The 26,787-nt window shown below is 74.4% G+C and carries 19 protein-coding genes; 6 read left to right on the forward strand and 13 right to left on the reverse strand.

Annotated elements, in window-relative coordinates; all coding sequences use genetic code 11:
• On the forward strand, nt 1-986 hold a 986-nt coding region (locus AWW66_RS34405; RefSeq protein ID WP_211271949.1), incomplete at its 5' end, for a hypothetical protein.
• A 170-nt stretch (nt 987-1,156) separates the two neighbouring features.
• Nucleotides 1,157-1,447 carry a DUF1540 domain-containing protein gene (locus tag AWW66_RS14800; RefSeq protein ID WP_067365833.1) on the forward strand — a complete coding sequence of 97 codons (291 nt, stop codon included), beginning with the start codon at nt 1,157-1,159 and terminating at the stop codon, nt 1,445-1,447.
• A gap of 51 nt (nt 1,448-1,498) precedes the next feature.
• On the opposite strand, the gene AWW66_RS34410 is transcribed toward AWW66_RS14800, so the two are convergent.
• From AWW66_RS34410 to AWW66_RS14825, 5 genes are all read right to left on the reverse strand, one after another.
• Complete coding sequence (locus AWW66_RS34410) at nt 1,499-2,257, reverse strand: class I SAM-dependent methyltransferase (protein ID WP_067365836.1); 759 nt, start codon at nt 2,255-2,257, stop codon at nt 1,499-1,501.
• Nucleotides 2,254-2,847, reverse strand: coding sequence for a hypothetical protein (locus AWW66_RS34415; RefSeq protein WP_067365838.1), 594 nt, complete (start codon nt 2,845-2,847; stop codon nt 2,254-2,256). The genes AWW66_RS34410 and AWW66_RS34415 overlap by 4 nt, the downstream gene beginning before the upstream one ends.
• A 22-nt stretch (nt 2,848-2,869) precedes the next feature.
• Nucleotides 2,870-4,822, reverse strand: coding sequence for an alpha/beta fold hydrolase (locus AWW66_RS14815; RefSeq protein ID WP_067365839.1), 1,953 nt, complete (start codon nt 4,820-4,822; stop codon nt 2,870-2,872).
• 118 nt (nt 4,823-4,940) lie between these two features.
• On the reverse strand, nt 4,941-5,177 hold the full coding sequence (locus AWW66_RS14820) for a hypothetical protein (RefSeq protein ID WP_067365840.1): 237 nt from the start codon (nt 5,175-5,177) through the stop codon (nt 4,941-4,943).
• 95 nt (nt 5,178-5,272) lie between these two features.
• Complete coding sequence (locus tag AWW66_RS14825; protein WP_169807112.1) at nt 5,273-7,381, reverse strand: AfsR/SARP family transcriptional regulator; 2,109 nt, start codon at nt 7,379-7,381, stop codon at nt 5,273-5,275.
• Nucleotides 7,382-7,942: 561 nt separating this feature from the next.
• Between AWW66_RS14825 and AWW66_RS14830 the strand changes: the two genes are divergently transcribed.
• Nucleotides 7,943-9,160, forward strand: a complete 1,218-nt coding sequence (locus AWW66_RS14830) for an AfsR/SARP family transcriptional regulator (RefSeq protein ID WP_067365843.1) — start codon at nt 7,943-7,945, stop codon at nt 9,158-9,160.
• A gap of 332 nt (nt 9,161-9,492) precedes the next feature.
• Nucleotides 9,493-10,581, forward strand: a complete 1,089-nt coding sequence (locus tag AWW66_RS14835) for a LacI family DNA-binding transcriptional regulator (protein WP_083978504.1) — start codon at nt 9,493-9,495, stop codon at nt 10,579-10,581.
• An 81-nt stretch (nt 10,582-10,662) separates the two neighbouring features.
• Here the strand turns inward: AWW66_RS14835 and AWW66_RS14840 are convergent, their stop codons facing one another.
• From AWW66_RS14840 to AWW66_RS14875, 8 genes are all read right to left on the reverse strand, one after another.
• Entirely contained in the window at nt 10,663-11,703 is a 1,041-nt protein-coding gene (locus AWW66_RS14840; protein WP_067365846.1) for a hypothetical protein, read from the reverse strand.
• Between the two features lie 65 nt (nt 11,704-11,768).
• Nucleotides 11,769-12,392: a hypothetical protein gene (locus AWW66_RS14845; protein ID WP_067365847.1), complete on the reverse strand. Its 624-nt coding sequence runs from the start codon at nt 12,390-12,392 to the stop codon at nt 11,769-11,771.
• Nucleotides 12,393-12,497: 105 nt separating this feature from the next.
• Entirely contained in the window at nt 12,498-17,237 is a 4,740-nt protein-coding gene (locus AWW66_RS35985) for an Ig-like domain-containing protein (RefSeq protein ID WP_169807113.1), read from the reverse strand.
• A gap of 159 nt (nt 17,238-17,396) precedes the next feature.
• The gene (locus AWW66_RS14855) at nt 17,397-19,316 is read right to left on the reverse strand and encodes a glycoside hydrolase family 127 protein (protein ID WP_067365848.1); all 1,920 of its coding nucleotides are present in this window, start codon (nt 19,314-19,316) and stop codon (nt 17,397-17,399) included.
• Between the two features lie 2 nt (nt 19,317-19,318).
• Nucleotides 19,319-20,236, reverse strand: coding sequence for a carbohydrate ABC transporter permease (locus AWW66_RS14860; RefSeq protein ID WP_083978499.1), 918 nt, complete (start codon nt 20,234-20,236; stop codon nt 19,319-19,321).
• Between the two features lie 4 nt (nt 20,237-20,240).
• The gene (locus AWW66_RS14865) at nt 20,241-21,158 is read right to left on the reverse strand and encodes a carbohydrate ABC transporter permease (RefSeq protein WP_067365854.1); all 918 of its coding nucleotides are present in this window, start codon (nt 21,156-21,158) and stop codon (nt 20,241-20,243) included.
• A 108-nt stretch (nt 21,159-21,266) separates the two neighbouring features.
• Nucleotides 21,267-22,565, reverse strand: coding sequence for an ABC transporter substrate-binding protein (locus tag AWW66_RS14870; RefSeq protein WP_067365857.1), 1,299 nt, complete (start codon nt 22,563-22,565; stop codon nt 21,267-21,269).
• 455 nt (nt 22,566-23,020) lie between these two features.
• Nucleotides 23,021-24,049 (reverse strand): LacI family DNA-binding transcriptional regulator, encoded by a 1,029-nt coding sequence (locus tag AWW66_RS14875; protein WP_067365860.1) that lies wholly within the window; start codon nt 24,047-24,049, stop codon nt 23,021-23,023.
• A gap of 441 nt (nt 24,050-24,490) precedes the next feature.
• On the opposite strand from AWW66_RS14875, the gene AWW66_RS35325 reads away from it, so the two are divergent.
• Together AWW66_RS35325 and AWW66_RS32730 are read left to right on the forward strand one after the other, a co-directional pair.
• Nucleotides 24,491-25,597 (forward strand): hypothetical protein, encoded by a 1,107-nt coding sequence (locus AWW66_RS35325; RefSeq protein ID WP_067365863.1) that lies wholly within the window; start codon nt 24,491-24,493, stop codon nt 25,595-25,597.
• Complete coding sequence (locus AWW66_RS32730; protein ID WP_342671922.1) at nt 25,567-26,601, forward strand: OmpL47-type beta-barrel domain-containing protein; 1,035 nt, start codon at nt 25,567-25,569, stop codon at nt 26,599-26,601. Before AWW66_RS35325 ends, AWW66_RS32730 begins: the two co-directional genes overlap by 31 nt.
• Nucleotides 26,602-26,787 lie beyond the last annotated feature (186 nt).

Genomic DNA, 26,787 nt, shown 5'->3' on the forward strand with positions numbered 1-26,787 from the left:
CGGTCACCGAGATGGGCGCGGTCTCGGTGAACCACGCCGTGCTGGCGCGTGGCGGCCTGCGGATCACCGGCACCACCATCTCCCCGGACGGTCGGCTCGGCGCCGGCAAGGGGGTCCGCGCCACCCCGCTCACCGGGACCGACTGGGCCACCGGGCCGGTGGCGGAGCTGTTCGGTCGTCCGCTCGCCGAGGTGGTCGGCGACCAGCTCGCCGCCGACGACCCGCAGGACCCGGACCGGGCGGGAACCGCGCTGGTCGGCGGTGACCTGGTGGTGGTGGGTGCGGTCGGGGACCAGGTGCTGGCCCGTGAGCTGGCCCCCGGCACGGACGCCGGGCCGGACCGCGCGCCGGTGCCGGGCGGGCCGGTGATCCGGCTGGTGCCGGACAACTCCCACCCGATGCTGTCCCATGTGGCCAACCTGCGGCGGCTCGCCTCCTGGCCGGGTCTGCGGATCCGGGTGGTCGGCCGGCTGGACCCGCACCGCGCCGGCACGGTGCGCGCGCTGGCGGTCGGTCCGGTGCCCGGTGCGCGGACGACGCTGCGGTTGCCCGCCGACTGGCAGGGCCGGGCCGACCTCGGCTACGACGAGATCCAGGGCGGCCACCTCCCGCCGCGTGACCCGGCCGCGATGACCATCCCGGTCCTCGCCGTCGAGGCCGACGCGGTCGCGGAGTCCCCGTTGTGGCGGGTCCGCCGGTTGGTGGAGCTGGCCGTCTCCGGCGGTCGCCGGGCCGTCGCCGAGGCGGCGAGGGGCGGGGAGGCCGGGCCGGCGGGTCCGTTGCGGCGCGCCGGTTTCACCACCGCCGCCGCGGTGGCCGCCGCGCTCGCCGACGAGTCCGACCGCCGTGGGCGCGACGTGTTCGGCCGGCGCACCGACGCCGACCCGGACCGGTACGCCTGGGCGTGGCTGGCCGTGGCCGCTCATCTCGTCGCCGCCGAACGGGAGCTGATCCGGTCCTCCTGGACCGCCGTACCCGTCGGCTGACCGGCCCACCGGCCGGGGCGACCAGGCCCCGGCCCGGTGGCCGGCCCCGCACGGGGGGAAGGTAAGGCTTACCTGACCGAATCGTGGATTATTGCGGCTATTGGGGAAGATTCCCCGGGCGCGGTGGGGGTACTCGGAAGCTCACACGGATCGCCAGGGAGGTATGCGACATGACGGACATGTTGGAGATGCCGCGGGTGCACGAGTGCACGGTGACCGACTGCGGGTACAACCACGACGGGTGTCACGCGTTCGCCATCACGATCGACGACCAGAACGCGAACTGCGCCACCTTCATCGACACGTCGGTCAAGGGCGGGTTGGACAAGGTGATCGCCCAGGTGGGGGCGTGTCAGCGGGCCGACTGCCGGCACAACGCCGAGCTGGAGTGCCACGCGCCGTCGATCCGGGTCGGCCCCGGCCGCGACTCCGCCGACTGCCAGACGTACGAGCCGAGCTGAGCGTCGACGGTCCCGGGGCGGTCGTCCGCCCCGGGACCCGGTGGCGCCGGGTCAGCCGACCCGGCGCATGACGTACAGGTGGGTGGCCTGGCCGGGGGTGAACTGCCGGTCACCCAGGTTGCGGATCAGCAGGGTCTCCAGCCCCGCGCCCCGGGCCAGCTCCTCCAGCGTGAACGGGTCCACCGTGTAGTGCACGTGGTGCTGGTGCCAGAGCGGCTCGTCCGACCGGTACAGGGTGAGGAAGGTCCGGCTGCGGGAGAACGGCTCCTCGAACGCGTGCCGCCGCCGGTGCAGGCGCAGGCCGTCGCCGAGGTCCGTCTCGCTCGCGCCGACGTCGGCGTCGGTCCGCAGGAACCGGCGCGAGCAGTAGTCGAACAGCAGGTGACCGCCGGGGCGCAGCGCGTCGGCGACCCGGGCCAGGCAGTCCGCCAACCGGTCCGGCGGCAGGTAGTTGAGGCTGTCGAAGCCGGAGACGACCGCGTCGAAGGGCTCGTCGACGGTGAAGTCCGCCATGTCGGCGACGATCCGCCGCTCGGCCGGGACGCCACCCCGGGCCAGCATCTCCGCCGACCGGTCCAGCGAGGTCACCTCCGCCCCGGGCACCAGCTCGGTGAGCACGCCCGTGCCGATGCCGGTGCCCGCGCCCAGGTCCAGCACGCGCGGGCTGCTGGGGGCCAGCGTGGCCAGCTCCGCGCCGACACCGAGCCGCCAGACGGCGCGGGCGGCGGCGCCGGCGTACCGCTCGTAGACCTCGGCGAGGTCGTCGTAACCCGCCCCGCGCCGGGTGCGGACGGTCTGCGGCGCGCTCACCGGGCCTGCTCCGTCAGCGGGACGAACGACGAGATCAGCACGTACGTGGGCTCCTCCTGGAGCTCGTCGTAGCCGGCGTGCTCGATCAGCGCGAACTGGAACCCGGCGGGCGGGGCGTCGCCGCGCTGCCGCTCGCGCACCACCGCCCCGGTGAAGTCCCGCAGGACGGTGTACGCCGGGTGCGCCTCCACCACCTCGGCGGTGACGGTACCCCGCTCGGCGAGCTTGCGGCCGACTACGAGCAGCTCCGCGGCCACGTCGAACAGGGCCTTGGACCGACGTCGGGTGGGGAACCAGACCGTGTGCGCCCAGGTCCGGTGGACCGGCTCCATCACGAACCGCCACGGCGACACCGTGCCGTCGTGCTCCTCCACCCGGTAGATCAGCCCGTAGTCGAAACAGGCCGGGTGGGGGGCGAAGAAGCGCCAGTTGGGCAGGAAGATGCCGTTGCGGTCGAGCCGGCGGACCCGGTTGAACATCTCCGACGGGTGGGCCGCCGCGACGCTGGCCCAGAACCAACCGGCGAAGGCGCCGGCCGCCAGGACGGTCACCAGGCCCCGCCGGGCCGGTGCGGTGTGCTCTCCGGTCATCTGTCTCATCTCTTTCTGCGCCTCAGGCGGTGCGGATCGGCGGGCGGGGCGCGGTGACGAGCCGGGGGCCGCTGTCCGTCGGCTCCCCGGCCGCCACCGGCTCCCCGTCCGGCGTGGCCCGGCCCGGCCGGGCCGCCACCGCCGCGTCGACGAAGGCGGCGACGAGGTCCACCGCGCGGGCGGCGCCCTCCGCCGTCACGACGACGGAGTCGTGGCTGGTGTCGGCCACCACGTGCCGGTGCGACCAGGTCGCCGCCTGCGCCATCTCGTCGTGCAGACGGACCTGCACCGGGTCGAGCGTGGCGGTGCGCTCGGCGGTCAGCACCACCGCCGGTACGTCGATCGGGCGCAGGCGTGCGTCCGGGTGGCCGAAGAACGTCCGGACCGCCCGCCACTCCCGCCGGGCGGCGGCCCACATGCCCGGGTCGGCGTACTGGGCGTGGACCAGGTCCCGGACGTCGGCGGGCAGGTCGTCGACGAACTCCGGGCGCTCGGTCAGCACGCCGAGGCCGAGGCGCAGCGAGACCGCCACCTCGTCGAAGTGCCGGTCGTGGAAGAGCGCCCCGGAGTACTGCGCCGCCGACTGGAGCAGCTCGTCCGGGTGCGTGGCGTCGAGCAGCGCGACGCCACGCACCCGGTCCCCGAGGCGGTCGGTCAGGCGGGGCACCGCCCGCCAGGCCAGGTACCCGCCGAGCGAGTGCCCGAGCACCACCACCGGGCGGTCGCCGGCCTGGTCGGCGACCAGGTCGGTCAGGTCGCGCAGGGCCACGTCCAGGTGGTACTCGCCGGGCCAGCGGTACCGGCTGCTGCCGTAACCGGCCCGCTGGTAGGACAGCACCGCGAACCGTTCGCCGAGCCCCCGCTCCAGCCACACGTTCTGCTCGATCGTCGCGGCGAGACCGCCCTCGACGACGACCAGCGGGGCGCCCGGCGTGGTCCGGCCCGACCGGTGGAAGGTCAGCTCGTTGCCGGTGCTGGTGGTCAGCCGCTGCTCGCCCGGCCGGCCGGCGGTCACCAGCGCCCGCCGCCGCCGGTGCGCCCGGTACGCGCCGGCCGCCGCCGCCACCCCACCGGCGGCGAGCACCAGCGGGAAGAGGTCGTCGCGGCGTTCCGGCCCGCTGGCGGTGACCGCCCGCCGGGGGCCGGCCGTGTACAGCACCGACGGGTGCAGCGCCAGGAAGGCCGGCACGAACCGGTGCAGCCCCATCAGCCGCGCGTTGACCACGTGGAAGGCGGCGGCGGACCCGACGAACAGCGGCGCGGCCCGGCCCCGGCCCAGGTACGCCAGCGGGAACAGGCACTCCAGGGCGAGGACCGCCGCGCCGAGCACCCGCGCGGTGCGGGGGTACCGCCGCACCAGCCGGTACGCCTGCCGGTCGCCGTAGGTGTACGTGCGCAGCACCCCGGGCAGCGCCTCGCCGTTGCGCCACTGCGGGCCCAGCAGCTTGGCCCAGCCGGAGACCGCGTACGACAGGGTGCCCTGGGCGGCCACGTACCACAGCGCCGTGTCGACCAGCGCCGGTCGGTCCGGCACCGCGCGGGCCAGCGCGGCGGCGCTCTGCGCGACGAAGGTCGCCTGGTCGCTGCCGTCGCTGCCGTACGACTCGTGCGGGTAGAGCAGGGCGCTGGTGACGGCCAGCGTGGAGCCGGCGGCGAACCGGGTCCGGCGGCCGGTCGGGGCCAGCAGCAGCAGCGCGGCGCCGACCCGGAGCACGTGCAGGCCGGTGACGACCCGCCGGTCGGCGACCGCGCCGACGATCCGCCGGGCCACGCCCGAGCGGAAGGTGAACCGGGTGGCCTGGAGGGTGGCCCACTCGTTGGCCCGGCCGGGCAGTTCGCTGCGCGGCTCCATCAGGTACTCGACGCTGGAGAGAAGCTGTCCCACCGCGGCGATCCGCTCGGTGGTGAGCAGGGTCTGCTCACGGGTCGGACGGATCGTGGGCAGGCGGCGCAGCGCCCGCGCGACAAGTCCCATGCGACGGCTCCCAGGTGCGGCGGCCGGTGTCCGGCCGGGGGGCGGAGAGGGCCCGGGCCCGCCCGGTCGATGGGCGGGCCCGGGTGTGCGGCGACCGGGTGGTCACCGCACCGGCCGGTCAGGCCAGGTTGCTGGGGTCGGTGGCGTTCGGGTCGGGCTGCCGTACGCCGGTGACCTGCGCGACGACCTGGGTGGCCACGTTGACCGTCCCGGTGACGATCGCGGGCGTGACGATGGTCGGCAGCAGCATGACGGGGGACCCGTCCTTGCGGCCCAGCCACGTCGACCGCTCCGCCCGCACGGGCACGGTCTTCAGGTACCTGCTGGAGTTGACGCTGGCCAGAGGATCGGACATGGAGCCTCCTCGCTGTCGGTGCCGCCGGCGCCCGGGTGGCCCGGTCAGCCGGTGCCGAGTATCTCGGCGGGGGATAACGCCAGCGGTGACGGTCGTTAACGGCTCCACCGGCTCTGGCTGCTCCCCGGCTCGGCACGGGCCGGTCCGGTGTGCTGCGGCCCGGGTGGGCCCTCGGCGTCGGCGGCGACGTCGCGGACCAGCCGCAGCGGCTCGGCCGGGGCCAGCGGCGGGACCGGGATGACGATGGCGTTGTGCAGGCCGGCCCCCCAGTCCGGCCGGCGGCGCGACAGCGGCTCGCGGGCGGTCACCACGGTCAGCAGCGGTAGCGCGGCGGGCGTCGCCGTGACGGCGGTGACCGCGTCGAGCACCTCGTTCGGCGCGTCGTGCAGGTCGTCGAGGACGATCACCACCGTGGCCCCGCCGAGCAGGTCCCGGACCACCTGCCGCCAGCCGGCCGCCGGCGCCGCGCCGTGCGGTGTGACGGTCCGCAGGGCCGCCACGACGTGCCGCAGGCCCTGCCGTACCGCCGGGCCGCCCCGTCGTCCGGGCGGTGCCGGTGCGGCGTCGGGGCCGGGCGGCCCCGGCAGCCGTTCCAGCCGTACCGGGGGGTCGCCGCCGTCGGCCACCCGGGCGACGTACCCGGTGAGGGCGGGCAGCCGCGCCAGGGCGGCGGCGACCGTCGCCAGGGCGAGCCGGGTCTTGCCGGTCCCGGCCGGGCCGACCAGGGTGACCAGGTGCGGCCGGCGGGACGTGGGCACGCGGTCCAGGATCGCCGCGAGCAGGGCGAGTTCGGCCTGCCGGCCGACGAGGGGGCGGGCCCGGCGCCGGTGCGGGTCGTGGGGCAGCAGCCGCGCCGCCCGGGCGGTCCAGGCCCGGTCCGCCGCCGTCTGGTCGGGACCGTCCACCCCGGCGGTGTCCGGCAGGTACCGGATCAGCCGTCGGCTCGCCCGTCGGGTGGTGTCGTCCACCCGGACCATGCCGTCGGGCGTGGCCGCGAGCAGGTCCATGCCGGCATCGATGACCTGGCCGACCAGCCGGGGACGGGTCGGCTCGGGCGCGGGTGCCTCCCGGACCAGGACCGGGCCGGTGACCACCGCGGCGGCGAAACCGGGGCGGCCGGCCACCGCGGCGCGCACCGCCAGCGCGGCGTACACCGCGAATCCGGCGGTGTCGCCGCGACCGGAGACCAGGCCGAAGGAGGCCACCACCGTCGACCCCAGCACGTACTCGATCCGCCCGCCCAGGTTGCGCAGGTTCGCGTGCACGACCGGCAGCGTGTGCGCCGGCCGGGCCTCGTCGCCGGTCGGCATCCGCAGGCACAGCAGGGTCACCCGGCGCAGCCGACCGGACGGCCCGGCCGGCCGGACGGGGGACACCGTGACGGGGCCGCCGACCGGGCCGGCTGCGCCGGGCGGCGGCCCGTCGTCGACGCGCGGCGGCAGGTCCGCGCGCTGCTCCAGGATCGACCGGTACAGCTCGTCGAGCTCCAGGGTGGACTCCCGGCCGGTGTGCCGGACCAGCGCGGTGCGGGCGTCGTGGTACGCGGTGATCGCGTGCGCCTGCTGGTTGGCCCGGTACAGCGCCGTCATGTGCTGGCGGTACAGCCGTTCCCGCCCGGGGTGGGCGCGGACCAGCCCCGCCAGTTCGGCGACGAGCGCGCGGTGCCGGCCGAGGGCGAGGTCCGCGTCGATACGCTCCTCGATGGTGCGCAGCCGCAGCTCCTCCAGCTCGGCGACCTCCGGCCAGTCGGCGTAGCTGTCGAGCAGGTCCGCCAGGGCCGGGCCCCGCCACAGCCGGGAGGCCGCGGCCAGCAGCGTCGCCGCCTCCGGCGCCTCACCCGCGCCGAGCTTGAGTTGGGCCCGGGGCAGCAGCCGGCGCAGCGCCGCCACGTCCACCGTGTCCCGGTCGGCCTGGAGGCGGTAGCCCTGGTCGACCGTGGCCAGCCGGACCGGACCACCGGCGGGCAGGAGCTTGCGGAGCGCGGAGACGCAGTTGCGCAGCGCCGCCAGGGCGGTGGGCGGGTGCTCCGGGCCCCAGATCCGCTCCAGCAGGACGCCGAGGGCCAGCGGCCGGCCGGCGTGCAGCGCGAGGAGCGCGAGCAGGGCGCGCCGCCGACGACCGGGCAACTCCACCGGTGTGCCGTGGACGCGGACCTCGACCGGGCCGAGCAGCCGCAGTTCCACGGTGGGAGGTCGTGCCGGCATGGCCATCCTTCTGTCCCCCTCCAGTCATCCGCGACGCCGCCCGCTGTTCGACCCGGTGTGGCGGGCCGGTGAGCGGGTCGGGCGGGTCGGTACGGACGGCGGGTGGGAGGTGGGTGTGACGGGCGACGTCGACCGTCCGACGCGGGCCCGTCGGTGGGGAGGGTGCGGCAGGTCCGTCGTCCGCTCCCGGGCGGTGGGCCGGGCCGGGCGGAGACCGGTGCCGCAGCGGGCCGCCGACGGCCGGGCGCGGTCGGGAACGGTGCGTGGCCGACACCCCTCGTCGCGTTGCCCACGAGCCCCCCGGACAGCCGTCAGCGCCCCCGTGATACCCCTTGGCGCATCCTTGCCCGGGTAGCTAACACCGGCTCACTTAACGGCTAACGTCGGCTCTGCCGCCCGGCCGTCGGGCCGGCCCCGCCGACCATCGCGGGCGCGCGACCCTTCCACAGTGCGACCGGGGCGTGACAGGCTGTCCACCGGGATGCGTCGATCGGGCGTCGGAACCGGGGCGGTACGGGACGTACCGCCGGGCCGGTCCGCAGCCGCGAGGGGGAGTCCGAGGTGGACGTCGTACGACCGCCGGTCGGGGCCGGGGAGCCCGCCGTCTTCGTCGCCGTGCTCCGGCCGCTGGAGGTGCTGGTGGGCGGTCGGCCGGTCAAGGTTCCCGGCCGGACACGGCGGGCGCTGCTCACCGCGCTCGCCCTGCACCCGAACCGGCCGGTCGCCACCGCCGACCTGGTCGACCGGATCTGGACCGGCCGGCCGCCGCGCCGGGCCGGGCTGACCCTGCGCAACCTGGCCTCCGGGCTGCGGGCCCGCCTGCCGGACGGCCCCGGCTGGCGCCTGGTGGTGACCGACGCGTACGCCGAACTGGCGGTCGCGCCGGACGCGGTCGACCTGCTCGTGGCCCGGCGGCTCGCCGCGCACGGCCGGGCGGCGGCGCGGGCCGGGCGGCCGGCCGAGGCGGCGGTGCTGATGCGTCGGGCCCTGGGGCTGTGGCAGGGCCGGCCGGCGGCCGACCCGGCCTGGCCGGAGTTCGCGGCCCTGGTCGAGGAGCGGCTGACGCTGCTGGAGGACCGGCTGGACGCCGACCGGGCGGCGGGCCGTCTCGACGAGGTGATCGACGAGGCGATGGGGCTCGTCGTCGCCGAACCGCTCCGGGAACGCCTGCACCTCATCCTCATGCAGGCGCTGCGGGACGCCGGCCGGCCCGGTGAGGCGCGGGCCGTCTACGACCAGTTGCGCGGCACCCTGGCCGACAGTTGGGGTATCGACCCGGGGCCCGAGTTGCAGGCGCTGTGGCGCTCGCTGGCGGACCCGGTGGTGGGCCGGCCGGCCGACCCCGGCCCGCAGGACGCGAGCGTGCTCATGTTCCGGCTGCGGGGCTTCGCCGAGGTCGCCGCCGGCCCGGAGGAGGAGGCCGCACTGCGTGACGGCTGGGTCGGCGGGATCAGCCGGCACGTCGAGCACGCCGCGGGGCGGCTGGCGCTCGTCCTGGGTGGCACCGTGGTGGCGCTCTTCCCCGACGATCCCGGGGGCCGGCGGGCCCAGCACGCCGCGACCGCGGTCCGCCAGGCGGCGGGTGCGGCCGGCCCGGACCCGGCGTTCCGCGCCGCCGGCCGGGTGACCTGCTGCGCTGCGGTGGTCTCCGGTCCGGCCCCGACCAGCGAACTGCTCGGTGGGGACGCCCCGACCCTGGTCGGAGTCGCCCTCGACCGCTGCGCGGCCGTGCTCGCGGCGGCCCGGCCGGGCGAGATCGTCGTGGTCGGCACCCGCTGACCCGCCCGCTGCCCGCCGCCACCGGCGGGCGTCGTGCCGGCGGGTCGCCGGGCAGGAGGACGCCCGGCCGGAGGAGCGGGCGTCGACAGGACTTGCCGAAAACGTTTTCGGACGTCATTGTCGGAGGCCAGGACCAGCGACCCCGTCGAGGTCCGGACCCGGACCACCGGCTCCACGGTGCACGGTCACCGTCGTCGCGGAGCCCTCCTGGCGCGAGGAGGCCACAGGGTGTGAGCGAGCAGGACGGCCGGGCGTCGACCGGTGCACCAGCAGGGGACCAGGCCGCCCCGGCCCGCGCCGACCCGCCGACCGGCCGTCCCGGCCGGTCGGTCATGCGTGACGTCGCCGAACTCGCCGGGGTGTCGGCGCAGACCGTGTCCCGGGTGATCAACGACCACCCGCACGTCGCGGACGACACCCGGGCGCGGGTGCTGGCCGCGATGCGGCAGCTGGACTACCACCGCAACCCCGCGGCGCGCGCCCTGGTCACCCGCCGGTCCGGCACCCTCGGCATCGTCGGCTACGAGAGCCCGCTGTACGGGCCCACCTCCATGCTGTACGCCATCGAGGGCGCGGCCCGGGCCGCCGGCTACTTCGTCAGCGTCGCCAGCGTCCGTCACCTGGACCGCCGGTCCGTGCTCGAGGCGGTCGACTGGCTGAGCCGGCAGTCGGTCGAGGGGATCATCGCCATCGCCCCCAAACCCGCGATGGCCGACGCGCTGGCCGACCTGCCGGCCGGACCCGCCTGTGTGACCGTGGGCGGCGGACGCCACGCGGTCCCGAGCGCACGGATCGACAACGTCACCGGCGCCCTGCTCGCCACCCGGCACCTGCTCCGGCAGGGGCACCCCACCGTCCACCACGTGGCCGGGCCGACGCAGTGGCCGGAGGCGGGCGAGCGGCTGCGCGGCTGGCGGGAGGCGCTGCTGGCAGCCGGCGCGCCGGTGCCGGCGGTGGTGCCCGGCGACTGGGACGCCCGGACCGGGTACGAGCGGGGCCGGTGGCTGGCCCGTGACCCGGCGGTCACGGCCGTCTTCTGCGCCAGCGACCAGCTCGCCCTCGGTCTCCTGCGCGCGATGCACGAGGCCGGCCGGCGGGTCCCGGACGACGTCAGCGTGGTGGGGTTCGACGGTACCCCCGACGCCGCGCACTTCCTGCCCCCCTTGACGTCGGTGCGGCAGGACTTCGCCGAGCTCGGCCGGCGCAGTCTGCGGCTGTTGCTGGAGCGGATCGACCCTTGCGCGGAGACCGCGACCCCCCGGCACGACCTGCTGGTGCCCGATCTCGTGGTCCGGCACAGCACGGCGGCGCCCTCACGCGGCGGTGACCGCCCGGGACGGGACCTGGCGTGGTCGGCCCGCACGTCGAGTGTGCCGCAGGTCATCGGCGGGCCGGGCCGGGCTCGACGCTCCCCGGCCTGAGCCGTCCACGTCGCCCCCGACCCGGCTGTCCGTGTGGTCCCGGCCCGGCCGTCCGCGTCGGAGCCGGCCGGGCGCGGTGCCTCACGAGTCCCGGGGCGGGCTGCCGGCGAGGGTGGAGACCCGGGTCTCCGCCCGGCCCTCCGCCCGGGCCTGGGCGAGCAGCCGCGCGAGTCGCCGCCGGCGTCGCCGGACGACGCTGCGGTAGGCGAGGACGAGCCCGGCCAGGCCGACCGCGAGGGCCAGTTGGGGCCAGGGCAGCGCCCAGACCGTGACGGTGGCCGTCGTCGGCCGCAGGTCGGCGCCGGCCGGAGCGTCGCCGTCGACGGCCGGGGAGACGTCGACGGCCGTCCGCAGTGGACCCACCGCCCAGACTCCGGGGACCCGGACGTCGACGGCCCGGCTGCCGCGCGGCAGCGTCTGGTCGACGTCGGCGACGCCGTCCCGCCGGGCCAGCCCGAACGGACCCGAGACGGTCACCCGCCCGCGCCCGGTCGCGGCCACCGTGCCGTCGTTCGTGGCCGTGTACCGCACGCGCATCGTCCCGGCCGCGAACGGGTTCCACGAGGGCCGGTACGTGGCGTCCGGGTCGCCGACCGCCAGGCTCGCGGTGATCGCGCCGCTGGCGCGCAGCATGACCCGGAAGCCGACCCGGCTCTCGACGGCGACCGTACCGCCGCTGCTGGTGACCGTCGCCGCGATGCCCGCCGGGTGGTCCCCGGGGGTGGCGTCCGGGGGCACGGTGATGGTGAACGGCACCACCAGCGTCTGCCGGGCCCCGACGGTGACCGTCTCCCGTACCTTGATCCAGGTGCCGCCGGCCACCGACGGCTGGTGGGACGGAAGCATGGTGAAGCGTCCCTTGTCGGTGAGGTAGCCGTCGGCCGCCTTCAGGGCGAAGACCACGGCGGCGTCGCTGAAGTTGCGTACGGCCAGGTGCTCGGTCACGACCTGCCCCGGGTCGAGGGTGCGCTCGATCCACCGGCGGCCGTCCGGGCCGTCGCGGTCGGCCGGTTGGACCGCCCAGGTGAGCGTCGGTTCCGCCAGGGCGGCGGTGGGCGCGCTCGGCACGGTGGCGAGCAGCACGGCCAGCACGGCGAGCAGCCGCGGCAGGGTTCGGATCATGGCGATGTCCTTTTGCGGGGTGGGAGCGGGGTGGGGGCCGCCGGGGCCGACCCCCACGGCGTGCGTCACTCGAACAGGGACAGGGTCAGGGTCGAGGTGTACGAGCCGGCGGCGACGTCCGCCGGGGTCCGCAGGTACAGGCCGGCGTCGACGGAGTACGAGTCGGTGGCGACCGCCGTGGAGTCGAACGTCGAGACCAGCAGCTCCTGGTCGACCAGGCCCACGTTGTTGCCGGGCTGGGTGGGCTCGTCGAGGACGGTCACCACCTCCTCGCCCTCGGTGACCAGGCCGGTGCTGCCGCCGTCGACCAGCCGGGGCCGCCAGCCGAGGTGGCCGGCGGTGATCGGTGCCTGGCCGGCGGCGCCGACGAAGCTGGTCGCGCTGCCGAGCACGGCCCAGGCCGCCCCCTCGGGCACCTCGTCGGCGGCGCGGGTGTCGGTGATGGTGACCGTCGGCAGGGTGCCGACGAACTGGCGGACCAGCAGGGTCGAGCCGTCCTCGGCGAGCGCGACGGAGTCGCCGGCGATGGACAGGGCGAGCACGCCCGGCTCCCTGATCTCCTCGATGTCGACCGTCACCCGCACGTTGGTGCCGCCGCCGGGGTCGGCCACGGCGGGCGACGGCAGGGCCAGCGCCGAGGCGAGCAGGGCGCCGACGGCCAGCAGGCGGGAGGTGGTGCGGATGGTCATGTGCGGCTCCGGTGGGTGTCGTCGGGTCAGCCGGCGCAGGTGAGGCCGGGATGGTGCGCGGGGTGGGCGGTGGTCACGTCCCGGCCGGCCACGGTGGCGGCGGGGTCAGCCGCAGTCGAGCGCGCCGAACGGTGCCGCGACCCGCGCGGTCACCGGCTCGCCGTCGACGTCTCCGGTGACCGTCACCGTCGCGGTCCCCGCCGGCACCGCCGTGGCGCGGGTGGTGAACGCCTGGTACGCGGCCTGGCCCGGGGCGACGCCGGTCACCGTGCGGGAGCCGTACGGCGTGCTCAGCCCGACGGTCAGCGGCCCGTCGTCGGCGTTGCGGGCGGTGACCGCGACGTACGCGGTCGGGCCGACGCACCGGGGGTGGGCCTGGACCTCGACGTCGAAGGTCGGGGTCTGCGGGACGTCGCCCACGGTGAGGGTCAGCGTGGTCCGGGTGGCGCCGGCCTCGCTGACGTAGTCGGGCAGGACCAGATCACCGATGACGGTGTGCCGGCCCGGGGTTCGGACGAGGTCCTCGTCGAAGTCCCAGTCGACCCCGATGGCCTGGTTGTCCCGGGACCCGTCGTTGTAGGAGACCGCCACCTTGTCGGGCAGGTACGGCAGCTCACCCACCTCGACACGCTGCTCGAACGTCTCGGCGCCCTGGATCGAGATGCCACCGGTCGACACCTCGGGCCGCACGTAGATCCGGGCCTCGGCGATCAGGCCGTACGCGTCGTTCGTGCCGTGGACCACGAACGGGTCGACGTTCGGCTCCGCGACCATGTCCGGCGTGATCTGCTGCCAGGTGAACGCGACGGTGCCCCGCGCGCCGCTGGCGTAGACCGCGTCGAGCGCGCGCGGCAGGGTGGGCACCTGACCCACGGCGGTGCGGATGAGCACCGGCGAGCGCACCGAGTCGACGGTCTCGCCGTTGGCCCGCCAGCGCAGCACGCCGGTACCCGCACCGGTGCCCTGCACGCCCCAGATGCGCACGCGCAGGTGGCTGGTGGTGACCGGCTCGAACCCGAAGCGGTTGTAGGCGTTGGTGGCCAGCCCGTCGGCGTACGTCGAGCCGTCGGTCAGCGTGACCGGCCGCCAGGTGGTGCCGTCCGCCGAGGTCTCGATGACGTACGTGGTGGCGGTGGGCCGGCGGGTGCCGCCGTTGTCGTCGTACCAGTAGATGTCGGTCGACGACAGCCGCACCGGCGCGGTCCACCGGTACTGGAGCCACGCCTCGCGCTCGGTGCTGGTGCCGTTCTGCGGCAGGTTCCAGGTGCCCCAGCCGTTCCCGGAGCCCGGGTTCGAGGTGCTCGGGGTGCTGGGGTCGGTGACCCGCTGGTGGTTCTCCCACGACGTGGTGCCGCTGGTGGTGACCGTCGCGGAGGAGCCGAACTCGGCCACGACGTCCCGCGCGGTGAGGGTCACCGCCACGGTCGCCGTGGCACGCTTCTCGCCGTCGTCGGCGACGAACCGGAACACGTAGTCGCCGGCGACCGTGCCGGTCACCCGGGTCGTCAGGGCCGTCGGGTCGGCGACGATGACGCCCGCGCCCGGTGGCGTCGAGACGGTCTCCCAGCCGACGGTCAGCTCGTTGTCGTAGGGGATGCCGTCGTCGGTGGCGGTGGCGACCAGCCGGGTGGACAGGTTGCCGTCCGCCGAGCCGTCGCGCGCGGCGGTGACGACGGGCGCCTCGTTGGCCACGGGCGGGGCGTCCCGCCCGGAGGCGAACACCTGGATCTCGCTGATCGCGGTGAACAGGGTCGGGCTGTTGGTGAACGCGATCCGCAGCTTGTCCGACGTCACGGGCTCGAAGAGCGCCTCGTTGAACTTCGCCGCCGGGACGGTCGGGTCCTTGGACTGGCCCGGTACCGCCTTCCAGCCGCCGTCGCCGTCGGGCACCTGGACCCACCAGCGCGCGGGCTCGCGGTAGCCGCCGGCCTGGCGGTCGCTGACGAAGTACACCTTGACGTTGTCGAAGGACCGGGCCGAGCCCAGGTCCAGCTCGACGTGACCGGCGCGGTCGGTCGTGCCGTGGTTGCCCCAGTACGGCTCGTTGGCGGTGCCGCCGTCGGTCACGGCCGCCAGCGACACCGGCCGTTCGGTCTGGCTGATCGCCCCGGGGGTGTGGTTCATCGAGGTGCTGCTCCAGCCGGGCGTGTGGAACTGCCGCCACGGCGTGGGCCGGGCGGCCTGCTGGGTGTACGACGAGCTGAGCTGCGCGCCGGTCGCCAGGTTCGGCGCGTCCTCGGTGAGGTCGATCCCGGCCGTCCTGAGGTACTCGACGACGCGGTCGTCGGAGATCGGGGTCTGCACCGCGCTCGGGAAGTCCGCCCCGGTGGTCGCGGTGAAGGTGACGGTCAGGCCCTCGGCGGCCCGTACCTGGTTGGTGTTCGGGTCGTAGGTGAGCGGGCCGAGCTTGTCGGTGCTGACCTTCTTCTCCCCGTTGAGGAACAGGCTGTAGCCCGCGCCCAGGCCGTACCGGCTGCCGTCGGGGTCCCAGACGATGGTGACGTCCTGCCCGTGGTACCGCAGGTTGTTGACCATGAAGTGGTCGTAGCCGAACGCGATCGGCCACAGCTCGATCGTGTCGTCGGAACGCGGCTGGAGACCCGCCATGTCCTCGACGAAGATGTAGTTCATGTTGCCGAGCATGATGTGGTTCGGGTTGTTGCGGTTGTAGGTCCTCGTGGTCGGGTTCCAGTTGGAGTAGTACTCCGCCTGGTTCGGGGCCCGCAGGTCACCGCCCGGGTAGATGCTCCAGGCCATCCAGTCCAGCAGCCGCTTGGCGTACGCCGGGTCGAGGTACTTCTGTTCCGGGTCGTAGTGGCGCAGCGCCGAGCGGACGCCCCGGTACTGCACGGTGAAGTTGATGTTGGAGAAGTTGTTGGAGCCGCCGATCCCGTAGGCCGCCCGGTCGTACTGGTTGGCCGTGTAGAACGGGAAGATCGGGAAGTTGTCGCCGTAGGTCAGGAAGCGGAACCCGTCGACGTACTCCTGCCACTGGTCGGTGGGGATGAGGTTCTGGGCGTAGATGTCGTACAGGTTCGACTCCTTGGCCGGGATCAGGTGCCGGGCCGAGGCGGGCAGCGGGTTGGCCCGCCCGTTCGAGCTGGCCGCGCTGGTGGCCCCGTGCGACGTGCCGGCCAGGAACATCCGCAGGTCGGGGCTCCACAGCCGGCCGAGGATCGCGGCCCGGATCTCGTCGGCGGTGGCCGCCATCTCGTCGACCTTGGCCTGGTCTGCGCCGGAGACCTGGTAGAGCTGCCGGGCGGCGTCGAAGGCGCCCCACACGTACGCCGACTCGGGCCGTTCGATGGTCCGCGCGCCGGGCGCCCCGGCGTTGGCCTTCGGGAAGCCGAAGGTGATGGCGTCGGAGTCGTTGCCCGGCATGTAGTTGGTGTCGTAGGCGATCAGCTTGTCGTCGTTGCCGTCGTAGTGTTCGAGCTGGCCGATCCCGTCGCCCTCGAAGTACGTGGCGAACCGGCGGGCGATCTCCCGGCCGCCGCCGTGCACCTGGTACGCCTCCAGCCCGGCGGTGCCGAGGTACTGCGAGTAGTGGTTGTTCCAGCTCGTGTGCCCCGGGCTGTTCAGGAAGGCCGACGAGCCGGACAGCTCGCCGATGTTGAGAATCTGCCCGTACGGCAGGTAGGGGGTGCGCAGCCACTTGGTGTCCTGCAGGTGCATCGGCTGGGTCAGCGCGACGGCGTTCTGGTAGAGGTGGATCCCCTCGATCGTCGTCGGGTACTGGTAGACGTGGCCGGGCGCGTTGGCGTCGAGCGTGTTGTACCGCTCGCCCCACCAGCGGTACACGATGGCCTTCTCCAGCGCCGGGTCGGGGACGTCGATGTAGGGGACGTCCTGGGCCCAGCGGCGGTTGAACTCGGTGATGCCGGTCCGCACCGCCTCGGCCGGCGACCTCCCGGCGTACTCCCGGAAGCTCTCCACGGTCTGCGGCAGGGTGGCCGAGGAGACGGCGCCGACGACCGACAGCGCCACCGAGCCGCCGCCGGGCACGGTGATCTCCCGGTCGAGGGTGGTGCCGGTGCGGGTGAAGCCGGCGCCGGTGAGGTCGACCGTGACGGTGTCCCACGGCGTGTCGACGGTGCCGTTGTTGGCGCCGCTGGTGACGGTGCGGGTGCCGGTCAGCGCGGCCGTCCCCGGCCCGGCCCGGGTGGCCAGCGGCGACGCGGCGCGGACGGTGAGGGTCGTCGCCGACCCGCCGGGGTTGGTGAAGGTGACGGCGGTGACCGCGACGTTGTCGTGGGTGATGAACTTGGTCAGGTCGGCGGTGACCCCGGTGGCGCCGATCGTGTACCGGCTCCGGGCGTGGCTCGGCGCGTTGAACCGGTGCGCGGGGACCTCGGTGACGGTCTGCCCGGGGACCGTGACGGTGTACAGGTTGCCCAGGTTGTTGGGGCCGCCGACGTGCGCGTTGCCGGCGAAGCCCATGGTGGTGAAGGTGGCGTTGCTCGCGCCCCGCATGTACAGCGAGCGACCCCGGGTCATCAGCACCGCCGACCCGAGGGTGCCGGGCACGCCCAGCACCCGGTCGAGGTAGTAGTCCGTGCCGCCGGCGGCCAGGTCGGCGTCGAAGATGGACTGGTGCATGTTGCCCGCGGTGAACGGCACGCCGGGTTCGAGCTGCGCGACGACGTCGCCGACGGTGCTGTAGACCGGGTCCCCGATGTCCATGGCGTGGCTCTGGCCGTTGGTGTGGACCCCGACGTCACCCTCGTTGCCCGGCAGGACCGGGCTGGCGGCGTGGGCCGGTGACGGTACGCCGACCGCTCCGCCCGCCACCAGCGCGGCCAGGGCGACCCACAGGGGTGCCCTCCTCACGCGTCTACGGCTCATGGTCCCTCCTTGTGGTGGTGGTGCCGGGGTGGGTGTGGGGTCACCGGCCGGGCACCTCGGGGGTGGTGACTCGCGCGGCCCGGGCCGGGCCGAGCTGCCCGTTCCCATCTGTGAGCGTTAACATGTGGCGGTGCCGTCCGCCCCTCCGGCCGGCGGCGGTCAGTCGGTCGTCGGCAGCCAGACCCGCATCGTCGAGGGCCCCCGGTTGGCCCACGCGTGGTACGCCACCAGCGCCACCTCGTCGAGGTCGGCGTCCACCGGGTCCGGCGGGGCCGGGGTGCCCCGGTAGGGCCACTCGTCCTCGCGGGGCCGGATCCGCCGGCAGCGCACGGTCACCCGGCCGTCGACCACGCGGGGCGGCTGGCGGGTGTCGACGCGGAGGTCGTCGACGCTCCCGCCGCCCGCGACGTCCACCGACTCCAGGGCGAGCACGACCGGGCCGCGCTCGACCGCGACGCAGCCCCGGACCGCGTCGATGCGCGGATCCGGGTACGTGAACCGGGGCGTCATCGGCAGGCGCAGGACGACCTCGTCCCCCCGTCGCCAGACCCGTCGCTCGGTGACCGTCCCGGGCCCGACCGGCCGGGTACCGGCGTCGACGGTCACCGTCGCGCCCCGGGTGGCCCACCCCGGAACCCGTACCGACAGCGACCAGGGCCGGTCGTCGTCGCTGTCGACCCGCACCCGGACCACCCCGTCGTGCGGGTACCCGGTCAGCACCGTCACCCGCAGGTCGGGCCCGTCGGCGAGCCGGTGCGCGATGGTGCCGGGCAGGTACTGGTGCACCTGGAGACCCTCGTCGTCGGCCGTGGCCACGTACGCCGCCAGGCTGGCCAGGGTCCGGGCGACGTTGGTCGGGCAGCAGGACACCTCGAACCAGGGCGCCCGCAGCGACGCCGCCGCCCGCAGACTGGGCCGGTCGGCGTCGGGCACGCTGCCGATCTCCCGCCGGTGCAGGGTGTTGGTGTAGAAGAAGGCCCGTCCGTCCGTCGACGACGAGGTCGCCACCACGTTGAACAGGGTGCGCTCGATGAGGTCCGCGTAGCGGACGTCCCCGTCGGCGAGCAGCAGCCGCCACGCGAGCATCACCGAGCCGATCCCGGCACAGGTCTCGGAGTAGGCCCGGTCGGCCGGCAGCACCCAGTCGTCGCCGAACGCCTCGTCCTGGTGGCGGGAGCCCTGCCCACCGGTGACGTACGTGCGGCGGGCCACCGTGGCGCGCCACTGGGTGCGCACCGCCTCCAGCAGCGCGGCGTCCTTCAGTTCGACGGCGACGTCGACGGCCCCGGCGGCGAGGTAGTTCGCCCGCACGGCGTGGCCCCGCAGCACGGTGGCCGCCCGGACGGGACGCTCGTCCTGGAAGTACTGCCGGCCGAACTCCACGTCGCCGAGCAGGCCGTGGCCCCGACGGTCGACGAAGAGCGCGGCCTGCGCCAGGTACCGGTCGTCCCCGGTCACCCGGGCGAACTCCACCAGCGCGGTCTCGATCTCCGGGTGCCCGCACAGCCCGGTCACGCCGTCGGGCCCGAACGTCTCGCACACGTTGTCGGCGGCCCGGCGGGCCACCTCGACCAGCCCGTCGTCCGCGCCCGGCCGGGTCCGGGCCCGGGCCACCGCGGCCTGGAGCAGGTGGCCGACGCAGTACAGCTCGTGGCCCCATTCCAGGTCGGACCAGCGGGGCGCCTGCCCCCGGCCACCGAACCGGGTGTTGAGGTACCCGTCGGGCTCCTGCGCCGCGGCCACCCGGCGCACGACGGACCGGAACCGGGACTCCAGCCCCGGATCACCGCCCCGGCCGATCTCCCACGCCACCGCCTCCAGGAACTTGTACACCTCGGAGTCGGCGAACTCCCGTCCCCGGCGCTCGCCGGCGAGGTCGCCCCGCGCGGCCAGGTCGAAGTTGCGGATCCAGCCCTCCCGCTCGAGCCAGTGCTCGATGTGCGGGAGGCTCGCCACGGCGTTGACCGACTGGCGCTCGGCCCAGAAGCCGCCGGTGATCCGGACGTCGCCCAGCCCGACCGGCCGCAGCCGCCCCCGGATCGGCAGGACCGGCGTGGCCGTGGGTGCGATGCCGCTCATGGTCATCCTTTCAGCGCGCCGGACATGAATCCGCGCATGTAGTGGCGTTGCAGGAGCAGGAACAGCACGATGCACGGCAGGGCGAGCACGACGACGCCGGCCTCGGTCGCCCCGTAGTCGACGACCCCCTGCACCTGGCCGCGCAGGTTGGACACGGCGAGCGGCAGCGTCATCCGCTCGGTGTCGTTGATGAGGATCAGCGGCGCCATGAAGTCGTTCCACGCGGCGAGGAAGGCGAACAGCCCGACGGTGATCAGGCCCGGCTTCACCGCCGGCAGCAGCACCCGCCACAGCGCGGTGAACGACGAACACCCGTCGACCATCGCGGCCTCGTCGAGTTCCCTCGGCACCGCCTCGAAGGAGATCCGCATCAGGAAGGTGGCGAAGGGAAGCTGGAACATCGTCAGCACGAGGGCCACCCCGACCAGGGAGTTCTGCAACCCGACCTCGGTGAGCAGCACGTAGAGCGGGATCAGCAGCGTCGCGTACGGGACCATGAGGATGGCGAGCGTGAGCATGAACAGGACGTTGCGGCCCGGGAAGCGGAACCGCGCGAACGCGTAGCCCCCGAGGAACGAGATCAGCAGGGTCAGCGTCACCGTCAGCAGCGACACGAACGCCGAGTTCGCGAGGTAGCGCCACACGCCGGCCTGGTAGCTGGCCAGGGTCGCGTAGTTGCCGAACCCCCAGCCGTCCACCTGGTTCGTGCCGGCCTGCGGGGAGACCGAGGCGACCGCCGTCCACAGCAGCGGGGCCAGGAAGATCAACCCCACCGACCCGGTCAGCACCCAGTACGGCGTCCGCAGCGCGATGCCGGCGACGGTGACCCCGCGTGACCGGCGCGGGCGGGACGGGGCGGCGTCGGACGGCGGAGGGGCCGCGCTGCCCGGGGTGGCGGTGGAACGGGACACGACGGACATCGCCTCAGCTCTCCTCGGACCGGAAGGCGCGCAGTTGCAGTGCGTTGACGAGGACCAGGGCGACCAGCACGATCACCGACAGGGCCGCCGCCACGCCGAGGTCGTTCTGGCCCTGGAACGCCACCAGGTAGATGAGCTGGACGACGGTGACCGTGCTGTTGTCCGGGCCGCCCTTGGTGAGGATGTAGAACTGCTCGAAGGCGAGCAGGGAGCCGGTCACGCAGAGCACGGTGGTCAGGGCCAGCGTCGGGCGCAGCAGCGGCAGGGTGACCTTCCGGAAGGTCTGCCACCGGGTGGCGCCGTCGGTGCGGGCGGCCTCGTAGACGTCGGCCGGGATCCCCTGCAGGCCGACGAGCATGAGCACCATGTAGAAGCCGGCGTAGCGCCACACGATGAGGAAGGTCGTCGAGACCAGCGCCGCGGTGGGGGAGTCGAGGAAGGTGAGACCCAGGCGCTCCATCACCGGCGCCAGCGGGCTCGCGTACGGGGAGTAGAGGACGTAGAACAGCAGGGAGGCCGACGCCAGGCCGAGCGCGCTGGGGATCAGGAAGGACGCCCGGAGCAGGGTGTTCCACCGGCTCGACTCCTGCACGAGCAGCGCCAGCCCCAACCCGAGCGCCAGCAGCAGGACCGTGGCGAGCACCGTGTACTTGACGGTGAACACCACCGAGTCGGTGAAGAAGCGGTGGTCGACCGCCTTCACGAAGTTGTCGGGGGCGTTGACGCCCTGGTCGCCGGCGAGCAGCGGCCACCGGGACACCGCCATCTTGAGCACGAGCAGCAGCGGGAGCGCGAACAGCGCCACCACGAACACCGCCGTGGGTGTCGCGTAGAGCCAGCCCAGCAGGGCGCGACGGCCACGGGGTCGGGCCCGGCCCCGCATCGCCGCCCGCAAGGGGTGAGACGGCGCTCTGACGTCCATGGGAACCTCTCGTCGGGTCGGCGGGTGGCGGGTGGCGTACCGGTTCCGGTGGCGGGCGTGTGTCGGCTCGGCGGACCCGGGGGTCGGCACCCGCCCGCGACGCGGCGGCTACTGCCGGAGGACGCCGGTGATCTCGGCGTTGTCCTTGCCGAGGTCGCCGTTGCCGGTCAGCACCTGGTTGCGTACGAGAGTCAGCCACGGGCTGCCCGGCGCGTTGAACGCCTGTTGGAAGTTCACCGCGACGGGGGTGTCGCCCTGGCCGGCCACCTCGTTGATGGTCACCAGGCGCGGGTCCTGGGCCGCGTACCTGTTGTTCGCCAGGTCGGAGCGCGACACCACGTCCTTGTTCTTCGCCAGCACCTCCACCTGGGCCTGCTCGGACATCATCCAGCTCAGGAAGTTCCAGGCCTGCGCGGACTTCTTCGAGTCCTTCGACACCCCGATGCCGTCGCCACCGACGAAGGTGGAGGCACCGCCGTCGGGGCCGGGGATGCCGGCGACCCCGACGTCGAACGGCGTGGAGGAGAGCAGCGTCGCCGGGTAGAACATCAGGCCGACCTTGCCCTCGGTGAAGGCGGCGGTCCAGGTCGGACCCGTCTCGCCCGCCGAGGCGGGCAGGACGGCGCCGGACTGCCACAGGTCCCGCCAGGTGCGGTAGACCCGCTGCGCGGTCTCGTCGGCGAGCTTGGCCTCGGTGCCGTCCTCGCTGAGCACCGCGCCGCCGCCGGCCCAGATGGTGGGGAACCAGGTGAAGACGAGGCAGCCGCCGCAGTTCAGGCCGGCCGCCGTGCCGTAGACACCGGCCTTCTTCGTGGCCTGGATCGCCTTGGCGGCGGCGGCGTACTCGCCGAGCGTCGCCGGCGCCCGCTCCGGGTCCAGGCCGGCGTCCCGGAAGAGCTGCTTGTTCCAGAACAGCATGGACAGGTCCAGCACGAAGGGCAGCACGTGCGGCTTGCCGTCCATCGTGCCGGCCGACAGGTGTCCCTTGTTGATGGAGTCCTTGAAGCTGAGGCCGTCGACGTTCGTACTGAGATCCTGGAACAGCCCCTGCCGTACCCAGTTCGGCACGTAGACGATGTCGGCGGCGAAGAGGTCCGGCAGGCCGCCCGACCCGGCCGCCGCACCGACCTTCGCGACGTAGTCGTCGTTGGGCACGACGGTGAGCTTGACCGTGTTCTGGTGGCTGGCGTTGTAGGCGTCGACGAGGAGCTTGGCCTGCTTCTCCAGCGGCGCGCGGGTCCACATGGTGAGTTCGCTGCCGTCGTCGACCCCCTCGGGCCCCGCCTCGGCCACCCCCGGGCCGCCCGGGTCGTCGCCGGTGCACGCCGTCACGCCCAGGGTCAGGACCGCCGCCAGGGCTCCGGCCAGCGAACGCAGGGCGGTACGTCTACCCAGGGTTCTCCTCATGCTGCTCTCCTAGGGGTTCGTCGGGGGGACGGAGCCGCGGCGCGGTCCCGGTTGACCGAGGGCGTGTCCGGCGGTGGGGCGTGGTGCCGAGCGGGGCGATCGCGTCGGCGCTGGTGCGTGCCGGTGGTCGTACCAGCGGGCCGAGCGGAGGTCGGCTGACCGAGCGGATGGCGGCTGATCGGTGGCGGCGCTGAGCGTGGTCGAGTCGACGTCCACCGTGGTGGCGGTCGGCCGGGGCGAAGCGGCCAGCCGGGCGGACGGTGTGCGGTGTGGATCCGGCGGCGCCTCGCCGGTGGGTGGCCGACGCGGTGCGGTGCGCGGGTAGCGGCGGGGAAAGGGGAGATAGCGCGGCTGTGAACGAGGTCACGATCGATGTTAGCGCTAACGAGAGCGACGTCAAGAGCGCAAAAAGACAATGTTTCTGGTAGGTTGCGGGCGGCGTTCCCGCCGGTGCCTCACCGCCGCCGGGCCGCCGTGCTGGCGCGGACCACCAACTCCGGGGGGATGACGGCCGACGCGCCGCGCGCCGCACCGCCCTCGACCTCGCCCAGCAGGATCTCGATGCTCTGCCGCCCGACCTCGCGGAACGGCTGGCTCACGGTGGTCAGCGGCGGGGTCACGTACGCCGCCTCGGGGAAGTCGTCGAAACCCACCACGCTGACGTCCTCCGGCACCCGCACCCCCGCCTCCAGCAGGGCCCGCAGCACGCCCAGGGCCATCGAGTCGTTCGCCGCGAAGACGGCGGTGACCCGGGGGTCGCGGGCGAGCTTGCGGCCGGCGGCGTAGCCGGACGCGGCGCTCCAGTCGCCGGCGAGTTCCCGGGGCACCGGCCGGCCGTTCGCCTCCAGGGCGGTCATCCAGCCCTCGACCCGCCCGTTCGCCTCGCTCCAGTCGGCGGGCCCCCGGACGTGGTGGACCGTCTCGTGGCCCAGGGACAGCAGGTGCTCGGTGGCCAGCCGGGCGCCCAGCACCTGGTCGACCGAGACGCTCGTGACGGTCGGCAGCGCGTTCTCCACCGCGACGACCGCGAGGGTGGTGGGCAGCGCCCGGACGAACGCCATCGCCTCCACGGCCTGCGGTGCGATCAGGACCAGCCCCTCCACCGACTGGTGGACCAGGCGCTGGACGGCCTGCGTCGCGGCGTCGGCCGTCAGGCGGCGCAGGCTCGCCACGCTAACGGCGTATCCCGCCTCCTCGGTGGCGTGCACGATGCCGTTGAGCATCGACGCCGGCCCGTGGTGCGTGGTGTCGAAGCAGACCACGCCGAGCGTCTGGGACCGCCGGGTGACCAGGCTCCGGGCGGCGCTGTTGCGGCGGTAGCCGAGCTGCTCGATGGCCAGCAGGACCCGCTCCCGGGTCTCCGGGCGCACCGAGTCGGGCTCGTTGAGGACGCGGGACACGGTCATGTGCGACACGCCGGCCAGGCGGGCGACGTCCCCCATGACCGGCAGCCGCCAGTTCTTCGCCACGCTCACGTCGCCCATGCTTCCCCTCGTCCCGCGCGGACCGAGGCCCGCGTCCCTCCCGCGTCGCCGCCGTGGCCGGCGTTGGGGCTGCCTCTGATAGCGCTAACATACCATCCCGGCGTTGCCATTTTCCGGCCGTGTTCGATAAGCGTCATTCAGTTAGTCGGACGGTCAGGTGGGTGTCGGATTCCGGCAATATTCGCGACGATCCCGGCCGGTCGGCATTGACGACTGTCCGGGCCTGCGGGGCTCGGCGGCGTGGTCGTCGCGCCGGGGTCCCCGGCCCCGGTCCGCGCCGTCGGCGGAGGTCTCGTCCCGCCCGTGTCCGGGCGGTCCCACGTGGGTCCCGACCTGGTCGGACGGGCCCGGGGCATCGAGGTTCGTCAGGTTGTCCCTTGACCGTCCGAAGGGGCGCCAAATACGGTGTGATAGTGCAATGGCATACCGAAAGAGGTTGCTGTGTGTGATGACTCCGCGCTCGGACGGACGTTCCACAACGGCCGGTTCGGCACCCGACCCCTGCTCGCCGCCCTCGGCGTCGGCGCCCTGGTCGTCTCCGGCGGTCTGCTTCCCGCCCCGGCGGCACGTGCCGCCGGGGCGGTCGGTGCCACCGTGACGATGCCGGGCGACGTCAATGTCGCCAGCCCCGGATTCCTCCCCGTCGCCGTCCTGACCGACGACCGGGTCGACGCCGCCCGGATCGACCCGGCCTCCGTCGTGCTCGGCGACGGCGCGGGACCGGGCGTCGGCGTCGCCCGGGACGGCGCGCGTCCACTGGCGGTCACCACCGACGTCGACCGGGACGGCCGGGACGATCTCGTCCTGCACTTCGACAAGGACGGGCTGAAACGGGCCGGCGCGCTGACCCCGGCGACGACCACCCTCACCCTCTCCGGGGAACTGCCCGACGGAGGCAGCATCCGGGGGATGAGCACGATCTCACCCGAGCTCCGGATCGAGGTGAAGTTCCGGGAATCCTGGAAGGTACGCGGGGCCAACGACGCCCTGCGGTCCCACGGTCGCCCGGACACCCTGCACCGGGTCCGCGCGGTGCTGGAGACGTACCGGTCGACCGACGTCACGCCGCTGGTGACGAGCCTGTCCGCCGACGAGCTGACGGGGCTGTCCGCCGAGGCGGCGGCGCGTTCCGGCGCGCCCGCCCCCGACCTGGCCTCGTGGTACCAGCTCACCCTGCCGGCCGACCTGGACCCGGACGCGGTGGTCCGGGAGCTGCTGGCGCTGCCCGAGGTCGAGTACGCCTACGTCGCCGCGGATCCGGCCCCGCCACCGTCGACGACGCCCGACTTCACCCCCATGCAGGGCTACCTCCGTCCCGCCGCGCAGGGCATCGACGCGGACTTCGCGCACGCGGACCCGCGTACCCGGGGACAGGGCATCCGGATCGTCGACCTGGAGTACGACTGGAACCCGTTCCACGAGGACCTCCACCTCGACTGGTCGCCGACCTCGGCGGCGACGCGTTCCCCCGGGTCACCACGTTCGCCGACGAACACGGCACCGCCGTCTTCGGTCAACTGGTCGCCCGGGACAACGGCTACGGGGTGACCGGCGGGGTGCCGGACGCCACGATGTACGGCATCTCGCCGGTGCGGCGGGTCAGCCCCACCCGCACCACGTGGTCCCCGGCGGAGGCGATGGTCTACGCGTCGCGGTTCCTCGACCCCGGCGACGCGCTGCTCATCGAGCAGCAGACCGTCGGCCCGAACGGGGGCACCCGGTACGTGCCGATCGAGTGGATGCAGTCGGCGTTCGAGGCGACCGTGCTGTTGACGCAGCTCGGGGTGACCGTGGTGGCCACGGGTGGCAACGGGGGCGAGAACCTGGACGGCCCGGAGTTCCTGGGCCGCTTCGACCGTACCGTCCGCGACTCGGGCGCCATCATCGTCGGCGCGGGCAGCAGCACCACCCGGGAACGGCTGGGCTTCTCCGTGCACGGATCGCGGGTCGACCTGCAGGGGTGGGGCCAGAACATCACCACCACCGGCAGCAACGGCAACCTCCAGGGCGGCACCGACCCGGCCAACCTCGACGTCCGGTACACCCGGTCGTTCGGTGGCACCTCCGGCGCCGGGCCGATCGTCACCAGCGCGGTCGTCGCCGTCCAGTCCTACCTCAAGGCCACCGGCCAGGGGGTCTGGAGCGCGGCGCGGATCGCCGACCTGCTCAAGGGGACCGGGACGCCGCAGGGCGGCGACGCCAGTCAGCACATCGGCCCGCTGCCCGACCTCCGGGCCGCCCTGCGGCGGATCGAGGTCGACGCCCCGTCGTCGGCCGTCGCGCTGACCCAGGTCCCGCCGAGGACGGGCGACCGGTACGTCAACCCGACCGTCACCCTCTCCGCCGACGACGGGTGGGGATCGGGCGTCGACCGGATCGAGTACCGGCACAACGGTGGCCCGTGGCGGACCTACGACGGGCCGTTCCGGGTGCTGCGTCCGGGGCAGCACCAGATCAGCCACCGCGCGGTCGACCGGAACGGGACGGTGGAGCCGGCGAAGACGGTCACCTTCCGCAACCTCGGCCCGCCCCGGTCGTCGTCGGGGGACTGACCGGCGGCTCCGGTCGCGCGGCGCGTCGGGACCCCGCGCCGCGCGACCGTTGCCTGTCGGCGGTGCCGGCCGGAGTCGCTCGTGGCGGGGGCGCGCTGACCGTGGCGGCCGGCGGTGACCTGCGGTGACCGTCCTGGTCGGGGGGTCACGATTGAAAAACGAGGTTGCAATTGCACATTGCACCAG

The organism is Micromonospora rosaria (genome assembly GCF_001567585.1).
In the GTDB taxonomy this organism is placed as follows: Bacteria; Actinomycetota; Actinomycetes; order Mycobacteriales; family Micromonosporaceae; genus Micromonospora; species Micromonospora rosaria.

Bases quoted from the DNA above. Each gene is read 5' to 3' on its own strand.
- AWW66_RS14800 (WP_067365833.1), top strand. From the start codon at position 1,157: ATGACGGACATGTTGGAGATGCCGCGGGTGCACGAGTGCACGGTGACC.
- AWW66_RS34415 (WP_067365838.1), bottom strand. From the start codon at position 2,847: ATGACCGGAGAGCACACCGCACCGGCCCGGCGGGGCCTGGTGACCGTC.
- AWW66_RS14815 (WP_067365839.1), bottom strand. From the start codon at position 4,822: ATGGGACTTGTCGCGCGGGCGCTGCGCCGCCTGCCCACGATCCGTCCG.
- AWW66_RS14820 (WP_067365840.1), bottom strand. From the start codon at position 5,177: ATGTCCGATCCTCTGGCCAGCGTCAACTCCAGCAGGTACCTGAAGACC.
- AWW66_RS14825 (WP_169807112.1), bottom strand. From the start codon at position 7,381: ATGCCGGCACGACCTCCCACCGTGGAACTGCGGCTGCTCGGCCCGGTC.
- AWW66_RS14835 (WP_083978504.1), top strand. From the start codon at position 9,493: ATGCGTGACGTCGCCGAACTCGCCGGGGTGTCGGCGCAGACCGTGTCC.
- AWW66_RS14840 (WP_067365846.1), bottom strand. From the start codon at position 11,703: ATGATCCGAACCCTGCCGCGGCTGCTCGCCGTGCTGGCCGTGCTGCTC.
- AWW66_RS14845 (WP_067365847.1), bottom strand. From the start codon at position 12,392: ATGACCATCCGCACCACCTCCCGCCTGCTGGCCGTCGGCGCCCTGCTC.
- AWW66_RS35985 (WP_169807113.1), bottom strand. From the start codon at position 17,237: ATGAGCCGTAGACGCGTGAGGAGGGCACCCCTGTGGGTCGCCCTGGCC.
- AWW66_RS14855 (WP_067365848.1), bottom strand. From the start codon at position 19,316: ATGAGCGGCATCGCACCCACGGCCACGCCGGTCCTGCCGATCCGGGGG.
- AWW66_RS14860 (WP_083978499.1), bottom strand. From the start codon at position 20,236: ATGTCCGTCGTGTCCCGTTCCACCGCCACCCCGGGCAGCGCGGCCCCT.
- AWW66_RS14865 (WP_067365854.1), bottom strand. From the start codon at position 21,158: ATGGACGTCAGAGCGCCGTCTCACCCCTTGCGGGCGGCGATGCGGGGC.
- AWW66_RS14870 (WP_067365857.1), bottom strand. From the start codon at position 22,565: ATGAGGAGAACCCTGGGTAGACGTACCGCCCTGCGTTCGCTGGCCGGA.
- AWW66_RS14875 (WP_067365860.1), bottom strand. From the start codon at position 24,049: ATGGGCGACGTGAGCGTGGCGAAGAACTGGCGGCTGCCGGTCATGGGG.